The organism is Tunturiibacter lichenicola, from assembly GCF_051013355.1.
GTDB classification, from domain to species: domain Bacteria; phylum Acidobacteriota; class Terriglobia; order Terriglobales; family Acidobacteriaceae; genus Edaphobacter; species Edaphobacter lichenicola_F.
In genome coordinates this window covers 3561959-3582739 of the sequence record NZ_CP132944.1, presented here as the reverse complement: position 1 = coordinate 3582739, position 20781 = coordinate 3561959, and the positions used below count along the sequence as shown (strand labels likewise).

Here is a 20781-nt window from a genome sequence, read left to right as displayed (position 1 = left end):
AGACTAACTATCGCCCATGCCACTACCGACGTGGATCGAGCCTGGTTTTTCGGTAGGAGGCTTCGGTTTGCTGGCATCGGGCGTCCAGGTATAAGTGTAGGTTCCGTTTGCACGGGGTTTGACCCCCTCCGGGTGATCTTTTGGGTTGGGCCATACTGAGCCAGCTTTGAACGAACGGTCATGAGGAAGATGTGGCTGAAATTCTTTAGCGTGCGGACTTTCGAATACGCCATCAACTTCCAATTGGAAGAAGAAGTAGTCAGTGGCTTGCATGTTGATATCAACTGCCCCGGTAGTGAGGCATACAGGACTTGACGGGTTCATTACTCTTCTCCTTGAGGTCTGATGTTACTTTGGACGAATTATGGTTTGGCAGCGTGAAAGTTGGGATCCAGAAACAACGCTTGTGAGCTTGGGTCCTTCTTTGCGTAATTTAGATCGAGGCCCCTCTGAAGGGCCTGCTCAAGGTAACTGAGCGCTCGCTTGCGGTCACCTTCCATCTCATACACATCGGCTGCATTTTGGAGAACCATAGTATTTTCAGGCCCCAGCGCCAATGCAGTCTGAATATGATCCACTGCCTGTTGGCGCTTGCTGTTTTTAGCCTGCATCACTGCGAGTAGCGATTGCGCGACTGCATCCTGCGGCTCCAACTGCACCGTCTGCTCAAGCAGAGGAACAATATGCTTCGCGGCTGCTTCAACTCTGGCTTCGTCATGAAGCCACTCGTACTCTACCAATAAATTGTTCCAGACCATGTAGTTTTTCCCATTGAGTTGTAGTGCTTTCTCAGTTATGGCGACCGATTCTGCGTGTCGGCGTTGTAGAGCATACACGCCGCCGAGATTGGCGTACGCTGGATAACTTGGGCCTAGTTGAATCGACTTTTTCAGTGCCTCCTCGGCTAAGGAAAGACACCGTGTGCTGCCCTCGTCTAGGTAGGTCGCGCCGAGATTGACGTAAACTTCGGCGTTGTCGGGCGTCAGTTCAACGGCTTTCTTGAACTCGGAGATGGACTCGGGATATCTGCCCTGCTCATCGTAAAAGTTCCCCAGCAAGTTGTACCCCTCCCACTCGTCGGGCTGGAGGGCGATGGCTTTTTTGAACGTTGTCTCAGCATCAGCACTCCTCCCAGCGTGTTGGTAGACGCTGGCCAGACCTCTTAGCGCCCATGCGTTTCTCTGGTCGAGATCCAGAGCATGTTGGAACTCCTGAAGCGCCAGATCGCGCTTCCCCTGAGCGTCGTGGATGCGACCAAGACTCACGTACACCGCTGGAATATGGCTGTCGATTCGCACGGCCTGCTCAAGATTGGCCTGAGCTTCGTCAAGTAAATGAGGATCACGATCGAGTTGATACTTGAGTCGATACGCCTCCCCCAGCTGCGCATACCCTAAGGCAAACCTCGGGTCTGTCTTCAGCGATGCATTGAGAACGTCAATCGCCTTGTCCAGGTTGCCGGACTTATCGTAGCGCTGCATGTAACCCAGGGCCGTAAGATAGTCTTCGTAGGCCGCTGGCTCAACTGCACCTTCAGTGTCATGCAGCATCGCCGTGCTGACGTTGATGGTCATCAGGTGAGCAAGCCGCGAGACCGCCTCATTCTGCAGCATCGCCAAGTCGCCGCCCTGATCCTCGACATTCACCGATCCAATCAGACGCAGGTCTCTGGTGTCTATCAGGTTGAGGCTTAGGTCCACTGCCTTCCCATCGTGCCTGACGACTCCACTGACAACGAGATTTGCATTGAGGAGTTTAAGGGCAGCAGCAGGATCAGTTACCTTCAGGCGAAGCACCTCACTGCTGGGAATGACCCAGAGAGACTTGTGGCCAAGGTCGAGGTTGGAAAGCTTGCCCGCCAGCGAGTCCATTAGCCCCTGTCCTAAAGCCTCACTGTCAACCCTACCGCCCAGATCGTTGAAGGGCAGAACAGCAATGTGTTTTTCGCTGGATCCAAAGTGCAACATAGAAAAATAGTGACGGGTTGAGGAGAATGCCAGCAGGCAGCTAAAGAGTACAAGTCCGGAGAGAATAATCACCCAGGGAAGCCACTGGCTTCGTGAGCGATCGGGTTTACTCCATTGGGAGGTGGAGGCCTCTTCGATATACTTCCGCATCTCCGAAGAACGGCCTGTGGTTCTTCTTGTCGAGACGGCCCTATTGCTTTTTGAACCAGCGGGCATCTCCGCATGTACGCGCTGCAAATCTAGGAGCATCTCGGAGCAGTGTTGGTATCGTTTCTCTGGGTTCTTCGAGAGGGCACAATAGATAATGCGTTGCAGTTCGACCGGCAGACCATCAAGCGATTGCGGCGGTTCGTGCAGGATCGCTACCAGGATTGCAGGAATTGTCTTGCGCTCGAACGGGTTGACGCCTGTCAGCATCTCAGCGAGAACAACGCCGAGGGACCAGATATCGGTTCGCGGATCGATGCGCTGCCCCAACGCCTGCTCGGGTGAGACATATTTAACGGTGCCGACGATTCCGGTGACGGTGGCCGTCTCGGCATTGACGGCTCGGGCGAGACCGAAGTCGACAATCTTAATCGAACCTGTACCGCTGAGCATGACATTGGAGGGTTTGATATCGCGATGGACGATCTGGTGGGCGTGGGCTTCGCAGAGCCCCGAAGCGATCTGACTGGCGATTTCTATCGCTTCCAACGTATTCAGGGGGGTGGCGTTCATCTTTTGCGACAGGGAAAGGCCGTCGTAGAAAGCCATCACGATGAAAGCACGTCCGTCGAAGGTCTCTTCAATGCCGTGAATGATACCGATGTTGGGATGGTCGAGAGACGAGGCCATGCGGGCCTCACTGAGAAAGTACTCTCGTTCGCGGGGGTCATCGTTCAAAGATGTGGGCAGAAACTTCAGTGCGACGATGCGTTGCAGCTTTAAGTCGCGGGAGCGGTAGACGACGCCCATGCCACCCGCCCCGACTACACCGAGAATTTCGTAGTTGTCTTCAATCAACTCCCCGACTGACAGAGAGTCTTTAGTGTCGAACATCGGATTCGCTCATGCTCCGAAAGTTGGAGGAATTCGTTTCGTTGAGGAATTTAATGGTACCACCGGCGACACCATCTTTTTCATTAACTGACACTTTCGTAGAACCTAAGTGCACAGGTCTGCCACACCTCCTCCACATAACAGCCCTATAATCTGATCTACCTTGGATATTCGAGTTTGGACATAACCTACCTGGGATTGGGAATATTTAGTGGAAGATCCTAAAATCTGATTTTTGAGTGCCGGCCGCTCATCAAACGGTGAACTTTTTCATATAGTCAGAAAATTTCTCTTGCATCGATCAATACTGATCACGGTATATCAATCGTTTGCGTTCTGGCACTTGCTGGTTGGTTGATCAGGAAGAATATGAGATCAGCCACGTCGTTGATCATCGAATACCCGAAGAGGGAGAATCCGTATTTTTGTACGCGTCTGTTCTCAACAGACCGATTGGCGACGCAAGGCTGGTTCCCGCTGTCTCAATCACTGCCAATATCTTGAGGATCAGACTCTCCTGATAGGCCAGGAAGAGCGCCCAGTTGGCGCGCGGTGTGCGGAAGTAAGCAGACACCTCAATCTGTGGGCCCGTCGATGCCAAGTTGATTAGCCTCGCTCTTGCCGTGCTTTTTTCGATGTCAGGATCAGACTCCAGCAGTTGATAGATGCCATCCGATACGGTTTTGACAACGCCAGGAGGAGTGTCGATTTTCAGAGTGAATAGTTGATGCACCCAAAATTGGTCGCGGAGGGAAAAATTTTCGAGCTTCTCTTCTGCAACCTTGGCGTTCGGAATCGAGACCAGTGATCGATCTAACGTTCGCAAGTTCAGTGCACTAATTCCTATGTCTTCGATCGTTCCGATGATGCCGTCGATCTGGCACAAGTCCCCCACCCGAATCGTCCCACGCATAACGATGGAGAATCCGCCAAACAAATCTGCAAGAGTTTTTTGAGCCGCCAGGGCGAGTGCTATTCCGCCGATTCCCAAACCCGCTACCAGAGCAGAGACATTCACGCCAGCATGAGTGAGTAGCACAATGATAAGAACCAGCCCAACAAAAATCTTAAACAAGCGCCCCAATAAACTAATGAAGGTAGCTCGCTCTGTCTGCATTCGCAGTAGAAGGTGCTGGCGCGCAAAACTAATGGCAGTGTCAGCAACGCGAATTGACAACCAGGCGGCACCTCCCCACATCAGGACGAATCCAGCTGTCGCCCAGTAATGCCGCCCAAGTGCCGTAATGGCATGCGCACTGTCCACATAGGCGATAAACGCCAGCATCAGACAGAGGATAGGCATCTTCAATGCTAGAGTTGATGCTTCAACCTCTACAGATAGCCTCTTACGAAAGGCCCGACGTAACAACCAAAGCACTGCTCTGGTGAGGGCGGATGCAATACCAAATCCGAGCAGGAGGGACAGGAAAATCACTACCCACCGCCACAGCGGCACTGACTCGATGCGTATTCGGGAGGCCCACGCTGGGAAAAGATGCTCGTAATCTGTATGCTGCATGCTGGCATACGCTCCCGGAACGAGGTTGAGCGTCTCCTGCGAGAAGAGCCAAACCGAAGGCTGCTCGGGGCGTTTTACCAGATCGAGCATTAGTTTTAGGTCGCCACTTGGCGTCTTTACCGTTCCTATGTACTCCCGTGACAGCCGTAGTTGATCTTCTATGTTTCCGTTGGGCGACCGCGAAACATCGTCAATGCTGGTCGACATTCCCTGATCCAGCAGATATTTCAACTCGCTCGCTAACTGTTCCGATTGTTTTGGGGATCGCTTTCCGTCAAGATATTGCGTAGCTCTGTCATAGTCCTTTGCCTCGGCAGCACGCAGAAAACCCAGCACACATCCATGAGGAGACATTCGCCCCAGTGGATCGACAGGCTCAGGTATGGTTGCTGCGGTATTCGCAGTAGAATCGTTGTTCGTAGGGGGTGGCGTGGGACTTCCGCTAAGCGTCTTCACTGCAGTGGGCAGACTCTGTCCGCTTGCTCCTACCTGGCTACTGAACTGACAGAGGAGCAAGATGAAGAGTACGGAGTGACAGATTCCAGCCCAACCTCGATACGAATTTCTCAGTGTGATTCTCCAATCTGCCTAACCACTCTTAGCAACTTCTGATAAAGGCGAAGCGGCCGCTCAGGAGGCGATCATCGAAGCTTGTCATTCAATTTCAAAAGCCACATATTGCAAAACAGACTGACGCTCTACCTCGAATGCTACCGAGTCTCCGGTTTTAAAGTTTGCAAGCTGTTGCCGCAACTCGTCGGCGGTGCTGAGCCGCTTGCCATTAATCGATCGGACGACGTCGCCCACTTCGAGATTGGTGAGGGTAGCAGGCTCTCCTTCCAAAACGCCAGCCACGACTACTCCATGTTTGGAGCGGAGCCCCGGCAATGCTGCTGTAATCAGGTCACTAAGATCGACGACGAAGACGCCAAGCGACGGGATTAAGTCTTTTCTTGGATTTGTCAGGTCCGATAGGCTGTCCACTGTGGGGAGCGAATTAATTGCTGTGATGAATAATGTGACGGGCTTGCCACCGCGTAAAACCTCCATTCGCAACTGCGTTCCACGCTTGTGAATATATAGATACGCGGTATATTTCGGGAACGAGTCGATCGGAACGCCATCCATTAGCTCCACAATGTCCCCAGATCGCAACCCAGCATCGGCAGCTGGACCCGCTTTATCGATATCCGAGAAGATCACTCCGTGGTCTTGAGGCAACTTCAAGCCCGCAGCGAGGTCGGGGGTAATCGACTGAGCATGAGCCCCAATGGAAACGGACGGAACAAAGCCGCGTGCTTTCAATTCGTAATACACGAAGCGAACAACCGGTTCCGGGATGGCAAATCCCAGCCCCTCGCTTCCACCTCCGGAGCTATAGATAAAGGTGTTGATACCAATCAGATTGCCGTCACGGTCTACTAACGGCCCGCCGCTGTTGCCTGGATTGATAGGCGCATCGGTCTGTACGTAAACCATGGGACGATCCAATTCGGGTTGTCTCCCTACGGCGCTCACTATCCCTTTGGTGATTGTGTGGTCAAGCCCTTGGGGCGATCCAATGGCGATTACTGTCTCTCCTAAACGCACGTGAAATGGTTCAGGCAGTGCAATGATCGGAAGGTCATGGGCATCGATCTTGATGACTGCGAGATCGGCATATCGATTTGTGCCGATCAATTTCGCTTCATAAACGCGCTGTGAATTCGCCAGCTGAGTGTGACCGGTTACCAGCTCGACGGTAGTGGGAGCAACGATCACTCGAATGCGAAGCGCACCTGCAACCACATGGTTGTTGGTGACAATGTAACCGTCCGGATCGACAATTACGCCTGATCCAATAACACGCTGCCGTTGTAAGGTCTGCTGGTCTTCATCGTCGCTGCTCTCGGGTTTGCCAAAACCAGTGACTTCTATCTCTACAACGGAATGCATCGCCCGTTCGGCGACGTCATCAATAGCTTCGTCGTACTCCTGCAAGATTCCAGGCCGATCCATGGGCGGCGTACTCGCCTGCTTTGCAGGTTTCTGCCCGTCGGCGGGCAACGAAACCGCAACGCAAAAGAGTGCAAGTCGAAGAACAGTTATGGCTTTCATTTGGCGCTCCATGAGCAGACTTGAACAATTATGCGCTGGTGGCGTCAGCGGTACGTTTTTCTCCGCCGCATCCCATTTTAATTTTTGAGTTCGAGAACAAAAATTTGACGCGTCTGTTCTCTATCGATGCGGCCTGCGTGAACCTCGTGCAGCGCCGCTCCCACGATTTTGCGATTGTTCGAGTTGATCTCCCCGTGCGCGTGCCTGTGAATCGTTCTGCAACTGCCCCATCGTGTTGGGCGAGTTAGAACCACGAGGAGCAGTCTGGGCAGTAGGCTGGACGGGCTTGCTCAGCGTTCCTCGCTCAGTCGCACCAGGGGTAGTCTGGTTCAATCCTCTGCCATTTGCAGGCGTAGTAGACGTACCTCCTCCTTGCGCGCTGGGAGTGGAGGAACCCGAGGATCGTGACTGCGACAATGTGTTGGAGCTATTTGAATTCTGTTTCTGCTGCCTGGTCTGGCTTGCTCCGGTAGATGGATCTACCGGCGTCCAGGCACCGTTGTCATACTTGCTCCAACTCCCGCTGGAGTCCTTTTTGTAGACATTCCCATCGGCACCAGCATAAACGTTGTTGTTATTGGCATCTTTTGCAACGAAACCGCTGTTGCCATTGGCGCCCGAATATCCGGCACCAGCACTACCCTTCGAGGTCTGAAAAGATCCTGCGGTCCCCTGGCTGTTGGTTACATGCTGCGCCTGCGCCCAGTTGTCGCCGTTGGTAACGACCGAACTCCCCCACTGGCTGTATTGGTTGTGACCTTGCGAGGTCGCAGCATAGTTTCCTGTCCATGGGTTATAGGCCTGGGCATAGGTACGGCCGCCGTAAGCATTTTGAGCAGTGACGGCGCGCCCGTAAGTTCCGGTAGTTGGGTTGTACCAGGCTGCTGTGCCCGCCGAACCATAAGGCCCATACACAGCACGCCCAACTCCGTACGCCCCGGTGTATGGGTTGTATACCGCGGCTACGCCGTAAGAATAAGGGTAGGGATAATAAACGGGGTGCGGCCCCCAATAAACATAGGGAGGGTAGTAATACCCTGTCCCATAAACAACCGTGGATCCAACTGCCATCCCAATCACAAAGACCCCGAGATAGCCGCTTGAATAACTCGTCTGTACGGTGGTTGGCGTCGGGTTTGAGACAACGACATAAGTGACGTTGTATACCGGCGACGTCGGAGGAATAGTGTAGATGATCTGAGGCACCGAATCGGCCGTCTTCCATGGACCACTCGGGCTTCGAGATACAAACCATACGCCTTGAAAACAAAGATAGTAGAGTTCTCCAACACGAATTACCTTATCCGGTGTGTTGACGGCGTAGTACATCGTGGTCGATGGGATCTTTTCGAATTGAGGCGTCCCCGAATAAGCTACCTTGACCTGCGCCTCAGCTGCAGCACGATTAACGATAGCTGTCGTGGGGATTTGCGAAAGCAATACAGCGTCACTAGCCTCCTGCGTCCCAGGTACGGCAACAAGAACATCATGGCACGGGCTGCTTCGCGGAATCATCTTGAAGTCTGCTGGGAGAGAGTCGCCAGTATAAGTCCATGGCCCCTCAAGGCTGGCCGCACGGAACCAACGCCCTGATATCAAAACGTAAACACTGCCGTCCGGCTGATGGACGAATACTTTGTTCTCTGTATTGATCGCATAGCTGAGACTCGTGCCGATAATCTTTGAGTAGATCGGCTTTCCCCTGAATGAGATCAACTCAGCCGGTTTTTCCGTGAACAAAACGTTTGGCACAATTGCGCCGAGTCGTGGCGGAATGGCCTTCAAAACATCGTCCCAATTCTCGTGAGCGGGTAGTTTCGCAATGTCTGCGGGGAGGTTAGTTGTCATAGCCCATGGCCCACGTAACTCTCGTGATACGAGCCAGGTCTTATCACTCAATAGGTAGTAGTTAGATTTATCGAAGAAAAGATCCCAGTTCGTATTAACGACATACTCCAGAGTTGTGCCTGGAATTGGGACCAATACAGGCTTGCCGTCGATCAACAGCATAATCGCTGGCACCGTCGTGACAAGGATCGGTGGCACATCTGCGCTTGCTGCGATTGACCTGACAGGCTCGTTCACCTTTTCCAGGCTCGCAATCATTCTAGGTAGTTCGATCGTGAACGTCATGGTCGGGTAAAGCTGATGGGCACGCCTCTGCATCAACGCTTCCTGCTCTGCGCTTAGCGAAGGAAACCGCGCATCAAGCACCTCGATATTGCTGACGAAGACAGTTTCCGCGCTTACGTTGGCGATCGTATTAGCACGCCAGGAAATAACTCCAAGGACCGGTTTTGCACCATTATCTGTTACTGAAACTGCACTGTCGGCCACCATCGTTTGGTATTTCTGCCACGCTCGGAGTTGCGGCTGGTAGACAACAAGATGAGTGCCGTTCCGGTCAAAGACCTTTGGCCATGAGGGAACAGTGACTGGCAAACCGACGGACTTATTAGTCGCTGGAGCAGCTAACTGCGCAGAGGAAAAAACTGCACTATTCACGAGGCAAATCGCGACGATAAGAATCCGACAGCCTTTTGATGCTCTCAAAATGGCCTACCTCGCTTATGATCGGAATGAGTGATAACAGGCCCACTTTTGTGCGACCTGAGTGTACCCGATAACAGTCGTATTTGTAGAATTTTGTTTGCGCTTCGCAAATACTGGTCTAGCGAGTCTCATAATTTTTTTTGCTGACCATCGTATTTACCAATAGAATTTGGTTTCGTTCGAGATGCGATGTGCAACCGGGCCAAGTCTCGCCGGAGAAATCTGGCTATCTCTACTGATAGGGCTCCCATGAAACCAAATCGGCTATGCCGCGCGCTCTTTTTATTTTCCGTCTTACTCTTTTTTGCCTCACAGCTCTTACGTGCACAGGACCCCGTCGGCTCCCCAAAGCCAGCAGGGCACACCTTCACAAAGGAGATGACGGTCTACGTCAGCGACTTTGAGCTGGACGCGCAAGATGTCCAAGTGGATCAGGGTTCTGCAATAGGTCAGAGACGGCCGGGAATTCTGGAACGGCCACAAAAGAAAGCGCAACAGGATCCCGCAGCCCAGGCAAAGATGCTGGTTGATACCATGTCGCAAGGTATCGTCAGTGATCTTCAGAAGGCTGGCTACAAAGCTCAGCGACTAACGAGCGACGAGCCCAAACCATCCACGGGCGCTTGGGTACATGGAGTATTTACACAGGCTGATGAGGGCAATCGTCTTCACCGCGCGGTCATCGGCTTCGGCTCTGGTCAGGCTAAGATGGAGCTGTTTGTAACACTCACCGATCTGTCACGCCCCGAAAAACCGCTCTATGAAGCTTCCACTGAAGGCGCTAGCAAAGATAAGCCCGGCGCTGCGATCAGTATGAATCCCTATGTTGCCGCGGCGAAGTTTGTCATGGAGAAGAACGCACCAGAGAAGACTGTCAAAAGTACCGCCTCCACAATTTCGAAAGATATTGTGCTGCATCTGCAACAGTACGACAATTCGTCGACATCCCCGTAGTTAAGAACTTCCCCTGCCTGCGGTCTATTCGTTGGAAATCATCTCGCGAACTGTGGCGATACGTTTCTTGATCCCTGCGATCTTGTCAGGCCACGCGCCTCCAGTCGGGTCCGGATAGGGTACGCCGGCGGCGTACTCCCGTTCGGCCTCAGCGAGATGCTCAAGCAGGATATTCAGTCGGTCTTGCAACGTGGGACCAGGCATGGCTAAGAGCCTATCATCCTGGACTGCACGAATTGCGAGGCTACTATCGTGAGATCACGAAGGATTTGAGGCGAGTGCCGTCGTAGTAAAACTGGTTCGCCGACCCCGCAGGTCTTTCGTAGATAAATGAGTCCCGCGAGATGGAGGCCCTGGTGCCATCAATGCCCATGTAGTGGCCCGGGCGAAGCTTCCAAACGACGAACGGCGCATCGACCTGGGTGGGAGAGACGATGACTTCGGTGACGGGTTGGTCCTTTTTGAAGTAGATCAGGGTGAGTTTTTCGAGCATGTTTCTTTGGTCACTTGCCTGAGTCTGATCGCGGTGGATGAGGGCCACGAGGAATGCCGGTTTGCCTTTGGGATAGAAGTCTCCAGAGGCAATTCCCGGGCATTCGCCGGGGTGATTGACCTTCCAGAGTTTCAGGTCGGTGCCTGCTAAGTCTTGAGGCTGCAGGATGGTCCAGTTGTCCTGCTCGACAGCGGAGCGGATCGACTGAGGCAAGTTATTCAGGCAACCTTCTGCGTAGACGTGCGCCGACAGAGAGACGAAGATTGCAAGGAGAATGCTCTTGTAGAGACTCATCCTTCCAGCTTCATGGTTCGCACGATGTTGGGCGATACGACCTTTAGGGGAGTGAGGTTCAGTGCTCTGCCCGGGACCTGAGATATGGATATTTTTCGTGTGGAACTGATTTCTCGAATTGCCGTTTTTTTGGCCTTGAGAGTATTGGCGGTTTTGTTGGGTATTTTGCAAAAAACGGGTGTCTGGACCGTGGTTTTTTGTGGTGAGTTTATGGTGAATTGCATGGTAGATGTGGTATTTTAGCAGCCACTTTTTCAGTGCGAAAAAATGCGCCAGGTTTTGAGGATTTATTTTCGAGGCTTCCCGTTCTGGGAAGATGTGCAGCTGGGAAGATGTGTGACATAGATGCCTACCCTGTCAAGATCAAGACATAGGGAACCCTGTTGAAAGATCGGATGTAACCGCTCACTCGTTTTTGTGCAAGGATCGCGGCAGGAACAACTACGTGCGGTTGAATCTGCGACGCGCGGCTTCGGCTGCGCCAAGCAAGCCGATACTCAAGAGTGTCAGCGATGAAGGCTCAGGAACGGGGGAGGGCGAACTTGAGACCTGACTGATGGTAAGTTCTCCTTCGACAAACCCAGCGTCGTGTACGTTGTTGGGATAAAAGTAACCGTTGAAGTTTGGATTCAGGAGATACGTACCAAGGGTGAAGATTGGCGCGCTTGGTGGTCCTGTGAAGAGATCGTACTCCAGAAAATCATACTCGGGCTGTGGCGCTGGTGTGGGCAGAGTGAACCCCAAAAGAAGTCCACGCGGTGTAAATACTTCCTCAGCCGTGGGATCGGAGGGGTTGTAACCACCCGATGAAACTCCATTGTCCACAACCGGAGAAATGAAGAAGGTCTCTCCCGCGTCGTCCCATGTGAGGGGAGGCTGCCCTACGGGAATCGAAAATGAAATAGTTGAAGGTGCGCTCCAGGTGGTGCCGTTAAAAGGCATGGTACTGATCTTTAGCGTAAACACATCGACAGTGTCGGCGTGCGCGGTGAGGGTGGGGGCGAGGAGGATTGCAGCCGCCGCGAGGCTAAGTAAGGAAGTGCATCTCATGGTTGTCCCTCGGCTCAAGACCGGAATAGTGAGCTGTGGATACATTGCTGCAATCAGACAACCCTTGTTAGCGCGCCCTAAAGTCACTGGCCACAACGTTACTTAGTAAAACGATAGTTACAAGTTGCAAGGATTTGCACTATTACAGAAATTCGTTACCGTTTGTATTTCGCTGCGTCGAATGGGATGGACCGCTGGTCCATCCCATTGTGACTACTTTGGATGTCCTCCCTCGTTGTGGCTTACCGGCTGCCGTTGCTCCATGTGTTGTTGCTGTTGCACATGTTGTTGTTCCATCTGCTGAGTCTGCTGCTGATGCCGTTGCTCCATCTGCTGTTTTTGTGCGTCGTTCACACTCTGCTGTTGGGCGCGCTGATGCTCTGCCTCTTGCTGTTGCTGGAGTTGCTGGTGCTGCTGATTCTGTTTTGCAATCAGCTTGTTCTGCTGCTGTTGATACTTTTGATTGGCTTTGTCGTCCTCTGAGCTGGCTGGTTGAGGGGCGACGTGCGGCTGAACTTCGCTGGCATGCGCGGGATTGGCGGGGCGAGAGTCGGCGTTGGGGCGGTTGGCCGGTGGATGATAGGTAGCTCCCGCTTCGCGAGCTGCGACGGTGCCCTGTCCGCTAAACTCCGCTGGTCTCGCGGTCGCGGCGATTGGAGGCTTACCTTGATTGGCCGAAGCGCGGAGCTGCGGATTAGAGCGCGCTGTCTGGAAGTGTTGCACCTGAGCGGGCACGGGGCCGATATGACGCTCCTGGGCTGCCGCTTCCTGCTGCGACGTAGCACGTGCCTCGATACCGCCTGTACCGCCGTTATAGCTGACTCGATTATTGATGACTGTGGTGTTGTGAACGATGGTGGTGTTGTAGGTGTTGTGAATATTCACGATGTTCACATTGTTTACGGTGCGGTTGTAGTAGAAGTGTCCTCCGTCCCATCGTCCTCCCTCATAGCCATTGCCGAAGTAGCCGAAGCCGTAGCTGATTCCACCGTAGAAGCCGACTTGCGGCCCCCAGTATCCTTCATGGAAGAAGTAGCCGCCTCCACCCCAACCCCACCATCCGGGAGTCCAAAGATATCCGACTTGCGGGGCGAGAACCCAGGTGCCCGGCACCCAGTAGTAGTCGCCGTAATCTGGGTCCCAGGCCCAGTAGCCGGGTGTCCAGAGGTATCCGTCGCCGGGGCAGATTGGCTGCTCGTAGACCGGAAGTGCGGGTGGGCCGAAGGATACGGAGATGCCAACCTGCGCGAATGCAGTTGAAGAGATGACTACTAGTAGAAGACTGAGCAAAAGATTTCGAACGGAATGATGAGTGCGCATTGTGTTTGCTCCTGAGAGAAACCTGCGTTTTAGGTATGAACAGGTAGTTTGGGTTTTAGTTGTCGGTGATTCGTACGAATTTATAGAACTTGTCGGATGTTACCGGAGCCGTGACGAGGTCGTACCGGCGCACGAATGCCCACATCTCAGAATCGAGATATGGGCACACGGCTTTGTGAAACAAGGATTCGGTGTTGGCCGACCGCCCTCTTAGCGTTTAGTCGAGTTGGTCGTGTGCTTGCGCAAGACGAACTCCTGTATCAAGGAGTTGACGATTCGAGCTCCGGAGTTGATGCCGAAGGTAGAGAAGACCAATCCTGGGCCGCGATTGCTATCCGGATAGTAGAGATTTGCAAGAGATGATGCGATGAGATCGCCACCCATACTTGAAAAATTGACCTGGTGACGGCCATTGTCTCCCCTGCAGATGAATGGGCTTGAGATGGCGTGGACAGCGCGAGATTTGCCCGTGCCGGTGCCCTGGTAGAAGTAGCGCGGATCCTGATGCAGAAGCGAAGGCAGAACGGCGCCGCCGATCATTATGTTGGAGAAGCTATCGGCATAGGCAGCGCCGAAGCGTTGACCATAGCCCTTCCAACCTTGCTGGTAGTCGGGAGTGTCGGCTGCCTGATTGATGGCTGCAAAGAGGAGGTCGCCAGCGATGCTGGCTACATCGGTGCCTGCTTTGAAGGCGAGTTCGTACTTCAGCTTCTTCGTAAGCGGTACGGCGTTCTTGTCGTAGGAGACGTAGAAGTTGGGAATGATGCCGAAGACTCGTTGCTTCTCTTCTGCCCTGGCTTGCTCGAGAGCGAGTTGCTCCACTGTGACAGCCGCTACCGTCGTCTCCACCACTGCTAACTTAAGCGTGATGTTAACAAGCTGCAGCCTTTGGCCAGGCTTGAGAGTGATGGGCGGCGAGGTCCAATCCGAGAATCCCTTCGCACTCACAATGATTGTGTGAGGAGTTGCAGGATCGAGGTCTTCGAGTTCGAAAGATCCTGCCTGATTCGCTGTAATGGTGCGAGATTGGTTCGGATCAGGTTCGCTCACTTTAACAATTGCCTCAGGGATGATGAGGCCGTCCACATCCGTCACATTGCCGCTGATGCTTCCGCGCGGCAGTTCAGGCGCGACGAACTGTTGGCTCAGCGCGGTGATCGGAGCCACACCGAGAATGAGAAGCAAGAAAAGGTGACGGAAGCACATAGAGAGAGTCTCCGACGACGTCCCATTTCAAAGAAAAGATGCGTCAGCCGTCCCGAAGGGTTCAGGCCTTGCACAATTTTAAGACGAGGAGCCCGGTCACGCCCATTGTGTTTGTCTATATTTCTGGTTGGGAAACAGTATCCGATTTTGTGGAAGGTATCAAATTTCGGCATCCGTCTCAAGCGGTCAGGCGGATCACATTCGTATGTCGTGTTCTCCGACGATGGTGAAAGCCGGGAGCAGGTTTGTCATGATGAGAAGCTCTCGAACTTTTTTGCCGAGGTGAAGCAGTTGGAGCTCGCACCCCTTTGTGCTCGCGGACACGTAGAGGCGGGCTAGAGCGCCGAGCCCCATGCTGTCCATGTGGGTGAGGTCTGCGAGATCGAGGATGAGGCGCTTGTGGGTGGGCAGGAGGTGGAAGACGGGAACGTAGAGGAGATCGGTGAAGCCAGCCAACAGTTTGCCGTGGCAGCGTATGACGGCTGTGCTGCCGCGGTCTTCGATCTCGAGCGTGAAGGGTGGGGGCGTGGCAGCAGGCATGTATGCTCCTTTGGGAGCCTATTCTATCGTTTGGCAAGGTGTGTCGAGAGTCGCGGCGTTCGGAGTTTCTGCGCGGTCGAGGCGAGTGTCACTGTGTGTTTCGATGTTTCAGACTGCAATCGAGGTGTGATCTATGTTGTTAAGGTTTTATCTTGCCGGAGTAGCATCAGCCTGTCTGCTCAGCAGCGTCGTTGTTGCCCAAAATTCTATGACCTATCAAAAACCTCCTGAGCCCATTGAGGCACTCCTCGACGCGCCTGCTTCTCCAATTGCTCGTCTATCGCCGGACCGCCGGATGTTGCTGGTGGTGCAGCCTGCCACGTTCCCGACGATCGCGGACGTGGCGCAGCCTCGCTTTCGGCTGGCTGGTCTGCGTTTCAATCCTGCGACGAACGGACCAAGTCGTGAGCCTTACTACGTCTCCCTCTCTCTGCAGCCAAGTGGGGGTGGCGTAGCGAAGCAGATCAGCGGACTGCCATCGGCTCTCAAAGCCACCAGTCCACAGTGGTCTCCTGATAGTCGCTCGATCGCATTTGTGCAACGGACTGCATCGGGGCTTGAACTGTGGACGATCGACGTTGCTTCCGCAAACGCCCAACAGCTGCAGGGTGTTCGACTGAATGGAATACTTGGTTCACCGTTCGCGTGGCTGCCAGACAGTTCGGGGCTGCTTTGTAAAGTCGTACCGGCCGATCGAGGGGACGCGCCGAAGATAAGCGATGTACCGACGGGCCCGCACGTCTCTGAAAATCTTGGAAACGTGAGTCCCGCCCCTACTTACGAAGACATGCTGAAGACACCTGAGGAGGAGGCGATCTTCGAGCTCTATGCGACGGCGCAGCTCGTTGTTGCTCCGCTCAAAGGCGCGGTTCATCCGCCTGTGGCGAAGGGCATGATCGGCGATGTGAGCGTTTCTCCCAACGGTCTGTACGCGCTGGTGCAGGAGATTCACAGACCTTTCAGCTACAGCTTCCCGGCCAGCGAGTTCCCTCTTCAAACCGAAGTCTTCAATCTCAAAACAGGTGAGCGCAAGGCTCTCTTCGATCGCCCTCTGGTCGATTATCTTCCAATCGCGAATGATGCTGTCGCAGTTGGTCCGCGCGACTACAACTGGAGAGGTGACGCGCCAGCCACGCTGGCCTGGACTGAAGCCGGAGATCGCGGAGATCCGAACGCCAAGGTCGAGGTGCATGATCGACTCTTCGCACTGGACGCACCCTTCGATGGGAAGCCGACGCTTCTACTTGAATCGCCCATGCGGTTGTCGGTCGTCGACTGGGGTACTCCCCATTTTGCGGTGGCCACGGAAGCACGCTGGTCGGATCGTCGCATACGCTACATCGCATTCGATGTGGCACATCCAGCGAATCCGACAGTCACACTCTATGAAGGCTCTCAACAGGACCGATATCGTAGTCCCGGTTCGCCCTACTCGGCGCCGAACAGCACTGGACATGATGTTATTCAGTTCGCGCCAGATGGCAAGTCCGTCTATTTCTTCTCTGTTGGCGCAACTCCGACCGGCGATAAGCCGTTCATCGCGACCATGCCTCTGACTGGCGGGGCGGAAAAGATTCTGTGGCGTAGTGAGGATCCTTTCTACGCTGCTCCGATAGGATTGCTCGACCGTGGGACCGCACTGGTCAGGCGCGAGACACAGACAGAACCTCCGAATTACTTCCGGGTGTCTCTGGAATCGAACGCCGATGGCTATAAACAGATCACCAGCTTCGCCTCTCCTTATGCCGGACTGAAGTTGCCCACCAAGCAGCTTCTCAAATACAAGCGAGCCGATGGCATCGAGCTCACCGCAACCCTGTGGATCCCGGCAGGCTACGACAAATCGCAAGGTCCGCTTCCGACGCTGATGGAGGCGTACCCTCTCGAGTTCAAAAGCCGCAGCACCGCGGGGCAGGTTAGTGGCTCGCCAAACAGGTTCCCGCGGATCACAGCAGGATCGCCGGTGTTCTTTACTCAGTCCGGATACGCTGTTCTTGAGAACGCGAGCATCCCCATCGTCGGAGAGGGAACGGCTCAGCCGAACGACACTTACGTGGAGCAGCTTGTTGCCGGAGCTAAAGCAGCCATCGATTATGGCTCGTCTCTCGGAGTGGTCGATTCGAAACGCGTTGCCGTGATGGGCCACAGCTATGGTGCGTTCATGACAGCAAATCTGCTGGCCCACTCCGATATGTTTCGTGCAGGGATCGCTCGCAGCGGGGCATACAACCGAACTCTCACGCCCTACGGCTTCCAGGCTGAAGAGCGCACGTACTGGCAGGCGCCAGAGACGTATTACAAGATGTCGCCCTTCAACTACGCAGACAAGATCAAAACTCCGATTTTGCTCATTCACGGTGAGGCTGACGATAATACGGGTACCTATCCGATTCAGAGCGAACGCTTCTACGCCGCGCTGAAGGGCCAGGGCGCTACAGTTCGCCTCGTCTTTCTTCCTCTGGAGGCACATGGTTACGAGGCTCATGAAAGCATCCAGCACATGCTCTGGGAGATGAATCGCTGGCTTGATACGTACGTCAAACCCCTCGCGCCTGTCTCTACAGTTGGCGGGAACGCATCTCCACACACTAGCCGAATGGAAAGCGATATCGAAGATGCTGTCTCCGCTTTCTGAGACGCAGCACAGGCTCTTCGGTAAGTGGATCAACAATGCGATCAGTGTGATCCGACTGGTACGGGAGCGGCTTCGCGATCCGGAGTGAGAACTTTTTTTTGGCCACGCCATTATTGCCGCCTTCCAGAGTGAAGTGTGCGATCGGCTTCTTGTCTGCCGAGATGTTGACTGGGAGCGAGGGACAGCGTTTGTGCATGAGCGGCATTTACTAAAACATAGAGCGAACTTGGTGTGCTTTGCTTACTATGAGACACTCTAGGTCGCAGAAATCATTTAACGGAACGACGGAGGGTGTTCATAAACCATGATTAAACGCGCTGTCGTCCCAATTGTGGTGCTTGGGATAGCTGTAGCTCTTTTTCTTCTCATTCGAAGTCCCTGGAGAGACGAGGTTGGGGCTGGAGTTCAAAAAACGGATGATGCGTACGTGCGGGCGGATCAAACACCTTTGAGTACCCGCATCAGTGGGACGGTACGACGCGTGTCCGCGAATGACTATCAGGCAGTCAAGGCAGGACAGCTGCTTGTCGAGTTGGATGACGACGACTATCAGGCGATCGTCAGGGAGGCTGAGGCCGCGCTCGAAGCCGCGAAGGCTGAATACTCCGGCAACCAGGATGCAAAGCGCGCTGCGGATGCGAATGTAGCTGCTGCCGAGGCCGGTATAGCACAAGCACAGGCAGTAGTCGCCGCGGCGCATGCAGGTATTGCCGCAACACAGGCAAACGTTGACCAGGCGGAATCGGAGTTCGCCCGGCAGCAGGCCTTACTCAATAACAAAGCAGCAACGAAGCAGCAATTTGAACAGACGCAAGCGGCACGACTAAGTGTGGTCGCAGCTCTGCAAGGGCATCAGGCCGATCTCGCAAGAGCTCAGGCCACTGCAGCAAGCTCCCAGGCGGCTCTGGCCGGCGCGAGGCAGCAGCGATCCGCATTGAATGCGAAAGACGCTGGATTACTCGCACAGATTGCAGCAAAAAAAGCCGCCATTACCGTTGCGCAGGTCAATCTCAGCTACACGAAGATCTTTGCACCGTCCGATGGTTCCGTTGGGGAGTTTCGTGTCCACCCAGGACAACTGGTTGGAGCCGGCTTTCAAGTCGTCGACCTGGTACAAAGCGGCGTTTGGATTCAGGCAAATTACAGGGAGACCCAACTGGGACATGTTCGCCGAGGCGACAGTGTCGATGTACGGATCGACGCTCTTCCATCCATAGCTTTCCACGGCCATGTCGAAGATGTTTCGCCAGCGAGCGGATCGCAGTTTGCTCTCCTGCCGCCGGATAACGCAACGGGAAATTACACCAAGGTTGTCCAACGAATTCCAGTCAAAATCGTGCTGGACCAAAACTCCGCGATGGAACAACTTCGGCCGGGTTTCTCCGCTGAGGTCGAAATGCATCCTTCTGGCAGCTCCACTGCGAGGTAATTTTATCCATGTCAGAAGCACCACAGGAGAATGCGAGCGGGCGAATATATAACCCCTATTTGGGGATTGCCGGAGTTCTGCTCGGCGCAGCGCTTGCAACCTTTTTAGGCCGTCTGCTGAGCGTGGGCATTGCGGACTTGCGCGGCGCACTCCATCTTGATTTCGATGCGGCCTCTTGGATAGGCACTTCGTACAACATGGGTCTTATGTTTATCGGGCCGTTCTCGGTTTATCTGGGAGGGCTGCTTGGTCCACGACGTGTACTTCTGGCCTGCGCCGCGATCTTTAGTGTTCTCTGCGCCTTCATGCCGTTTGCAACACACTACTCATTGCTTATCACCCTCCTGGTTCTTGCAGGACTGGCAGCGGGGACGTTCTATCCTCTAAGTCTGTCTTTTATTCTCCGGAATATCCCACAACGCTATGCGCTTTACGGCATCGCCGCTTATGCCGTAGACATTGTTGTCTCGACCCATATTGCTCATTCTTACGAGGGATGGTTCATGACGTCGCTGTCGTGGCGCTGGATCTTCTGGACAGACGCCTGCCTCACGCCGCTGATGATGATCTTCGTCTATCTCGGTATTGCTCCCCAACCATTGCCTCAACCGAAGCCTGGACAACCGACGCCATCCTGGCGTGGCTTCCTATACTTCAGTCTGGGCGCTGCGATGGTCTTTGGAGCTCTCGATCAGGGGCAGCGACTGGACTGGTGGAGCTCAAGGACCTTCGTCGCTCTGTTCGTTACAGGCATATTTCTTGTTGTTTGCGCTGCGGTGCGGCACTTCCTGCTGCCAAACCCGCTGATCAATTTTCCCTTTATCCGCCGGCGCAATCCTTTGCTAATGGCGTTTGTGCTTGTCTTTTTCCGGTTTATGCTGCTCTCTGCCGTCGTCGTTGTCCCCAGCTATCTGGCAAGCGTTCAGAGCTACAACAATCAAGAAGTTGGTCCGGTATTGTTGTGGCTTGCCATCCCACAGATCTTTGCCGGCCTCTTCGCCGTCTATCTCCTGGGCCGAATCGACAATCGCATTATCCTTGGTTCGGGTTTCGCTCTGATGGGGCTGGGTTGTTTGATGAATGCCAGCCTCTCGTCTGCCTGGTCGGGAACAAACTTCATGACGAGCCAGTTGGTTCTCGCGCTGGGAGAAGGTCTTGCATTTAATGGATTGGTTGGCTCGCTTATCCTGGACATTCTGAACTCCGGCGCGATGAGCCGGGGTATTGATCTTCTGACGTTCTCTGGCTTCTTCCAGACGATACGTCTTCTCGGCGGCGAGATTGGATCCACGTTCATGCAGCACTTCCTGCAGACTCGCGAGCAGTTCCACTCCAATATCGTAGGCCTGCATGTGCAGGCGGGTTCGCCCGCTACCAATGAACGGATCGCCGGTCTCACCGCAGCGATGGGAGCGCAGGCCAGTACCCACGATGTCGCGTTGGGACGCGCGTCAGACTTACTTGCTCTGACTGTTCGTAAGCAGGCCTTCACTCTGGCGATAACCGATTGTTTCTTACTACTGGCCTGCGCATCTGTCGCGTGCCTGGTGATTATCTCCTTCCTGGAACCTCTGAAGGTTCAATACAAACAGTTACTCGCTTCCTTGAAAGCCCAGAGGGCATGATGCCAATGAACAAACGATGCCAAAGGACGCGCGCAACACACCGGATCTTGAGCGGATC

15 protein-coding genes are annotated in these 20781 nt (G+C 54.1%); 4 read left to right on the top strand and 11 right to left on the bottom strand.

What is annotated here, in order from left to right; genetic code table 11:
• Positions 1 to 3 precede the first annotated feature (3 nt).
• From RBB82_RS15060 to RBB82_RS15040, 5 genes are all read right to left on the bottom strand, one after another.
• Positions 4 to 324, bottom strand: a complete 321-nt coding sequence (locus RBB82_RS15060) for a hypothetical protein (RefSeq protein WP_433971527.1) — start codon at positions 322 to 324, stop codon at positions 4 to 6.
• A 38-nt stretch (positions 325 to 362) separates the two neighbouring features.
• Positions 363 to 3008 (bottom strand): protein kinase domain-containing protein, encoded by a 2646-nt coding sequence (locus RBB82_RS15055; RefSeq protein ID WP_433971525.1) that lies wholly within the window; start codon positions 3006 to 3008, stop codon positions 363 to 365.
• Positions 3009 to 3399: 391 nt separating this feature from the next.
• Positions 3400 to 4983 (bottom strand): mechanosensitive ion channel family protein, encoded by a 1584-nt coding sequence (locus RBB82_RS15050; RefSeq protein WP_433971524.1) that lies wholly within the window; start codon positions 4981 to 4983, stop codon positions 3400 to 3402.
• 198 nt (positions 4984 to 5181) lie between these two features.
• On the bottom strand, positions 5182 to 6636 hold the full coding sequence (locus RBB82_RS15045) for a trypsin-like peptidase domain-containing protein (protein WP_433971523.1): 1455 nt from the start codon (positions 6634 to 6636) through the stop codon (positions 5182 to 5184).
• 108 nt (positions 6637 to 6744) lie between these two features.
• Positions 6745 to 9129 carry a hypothetical protein gene (locus RBB82_RS15040; RefSeq protein WP_433971521.1) on the bottom strand — a complete coding sequence of 795 codons (2385 nt, stop codon included), beginning with the start codon at positions 9127 to 9129 and terminating at the stop codon, positions 6745 to 6747.
• Positions 9130 to 9426: 297 nt separating this feature from the next.
• Here RBB82_RS15040 and RBB82_RS15035 point away from each other — a divergent pair, with 297 nt between their 5' ends.
• Entirely contained in the window at positions 9427 to 10131 is a 705-nt protein-coding gene (locus RBB82_RS15035; protein ID WP_433971520.1) for a DUF4410 domain-containing protein, read from the top strand.
• A 24-nt stretch (positions 10132 to 10155) separates the two neighbouring features.
• Here the strand turns inward: RBB82_RS15035 and RBB82_RS15030 are convergent, their stop codons facing one another.
• From RBB82_RS15030 to RBB82_RS15005, 6 genes are all read right to left on the bottom strand, one after another.
• Complete coding sequence (locus RBB82_RS15030; protein ID WP_433971519.1) at positions 10156 to 10335, bottom strand: hypothetical protein; 180 nt, start codon at positions 10333 to 10335, stop codon at positions 10156 to 10158.
• Positions 10336 to 10378: 43 nt separating this feature from the next.
• Positions 10379 to 10918: a hypothetical protein gene (locus RBB82_RS15025; protein WP_433971517.1), complete on the bottom strand. Its 540-nt coding sequence runs from the start codon at positions 10916 to 10918 to the stop codon at positions 10379 to 10381.
• A 441-nt stretch (positions 10919 to 11359) separates the two neighbouring features.
• A complete protein-coding gene (locus RBB82_RS15020) occupies positions 11360 to 11968 on the bottom strand; it encodes a PEP-CTERM sorting domain-containing protein (protein ID WP_433971516.1) in 609 nt (202 codons plus the stop codon).
• Between the two features lie 213 nt (positions 11969 to 12181).
• Positions 12182 to 13288: a YXWGXW repeat-containing protein gene (locus tag RBB82_RS15015; protein WP_433971514.1), complete on the bottom strand. Its 1107-nt coding sequence runs from the start codon at positions 13286 to 13288 to the stop codon at positions 12182 to 12184.
• Between the two features lie 210 nt (positions 13289 to 13498).
• Positions 13499 to 14494 carry a carboxypeptidase-like regulatory domain-containing protein gene (locus RBB82_RS15010; RefSeq protein ID WP_433971512.1) on the bottom strand — a complete coding sequence of 332 codons (996 nt, stop codon included), beginning with the start codon at positions 14492 to 14494 and terminating at the stop codon, positions 13499 to 13501.
• Between the two features lie 195 nt (positions 14495 to 14689).
• Complete coding sequence (locus RBB82_RS15005) at positions 14690 to 15034, bottom strand: STAS domain-containing protein (RefSeq protein WP_433971510.1); 345 nt, start codon at positions 15032 to 15034, stop codon at positions 14690 to 14692.
• Between the two features lie 208 nt (positions 15035 to 15242).
• Here RBB82_RS15005 and RBB82_RS15000 point away from each other — a divergent pair, with 208 nt between their 5' ends.
• The 3 genes from RBB82_RS15000 to RBB82_RS14990 all read left to right on the top strand — a co-directional run bounded on the left by RBB82_RS15000 (position 15243) and on the right by RBB82_RS14990 (position 20723).
• Positions 15243 to 17669 (top strand): S9 family peptidase, encoded by a 2427-nt coding sequence (locus RBB82_RS15000; RefSeq protein ID WP_433971508.1) that lies wholly within the window; start codon positions 15243 to 15245, stop codon positions 17667 to 17669.
• A 304-nt stretch (positions 17670 to 17973) separates the two neighbouring features.
• Entirely contained in the window at positions 17974 to 19098 is a 1125-nt protein-coding gene (locus tag RBB82_RS14995) for an HlyD family secretion protein (RefSeq protein ID WP_433971506.1), read from the top strand.
• An 8-nt stretch (positions 19099 to 19106) separates the two neighbouring features.
• On the top strand, positions 19107 to 20723 hold the full coding sequence (locus RBB82_RS14990; protein ID WP_433971505.1) for an MFS transporter: 1617 nt from the start codon (positions 19107 to 19109) through the stop codon (positions 20721 to 20723).
• The last annotated feature ends 58 nt before the right edge of the window (positions 20724 to 20781 follow it).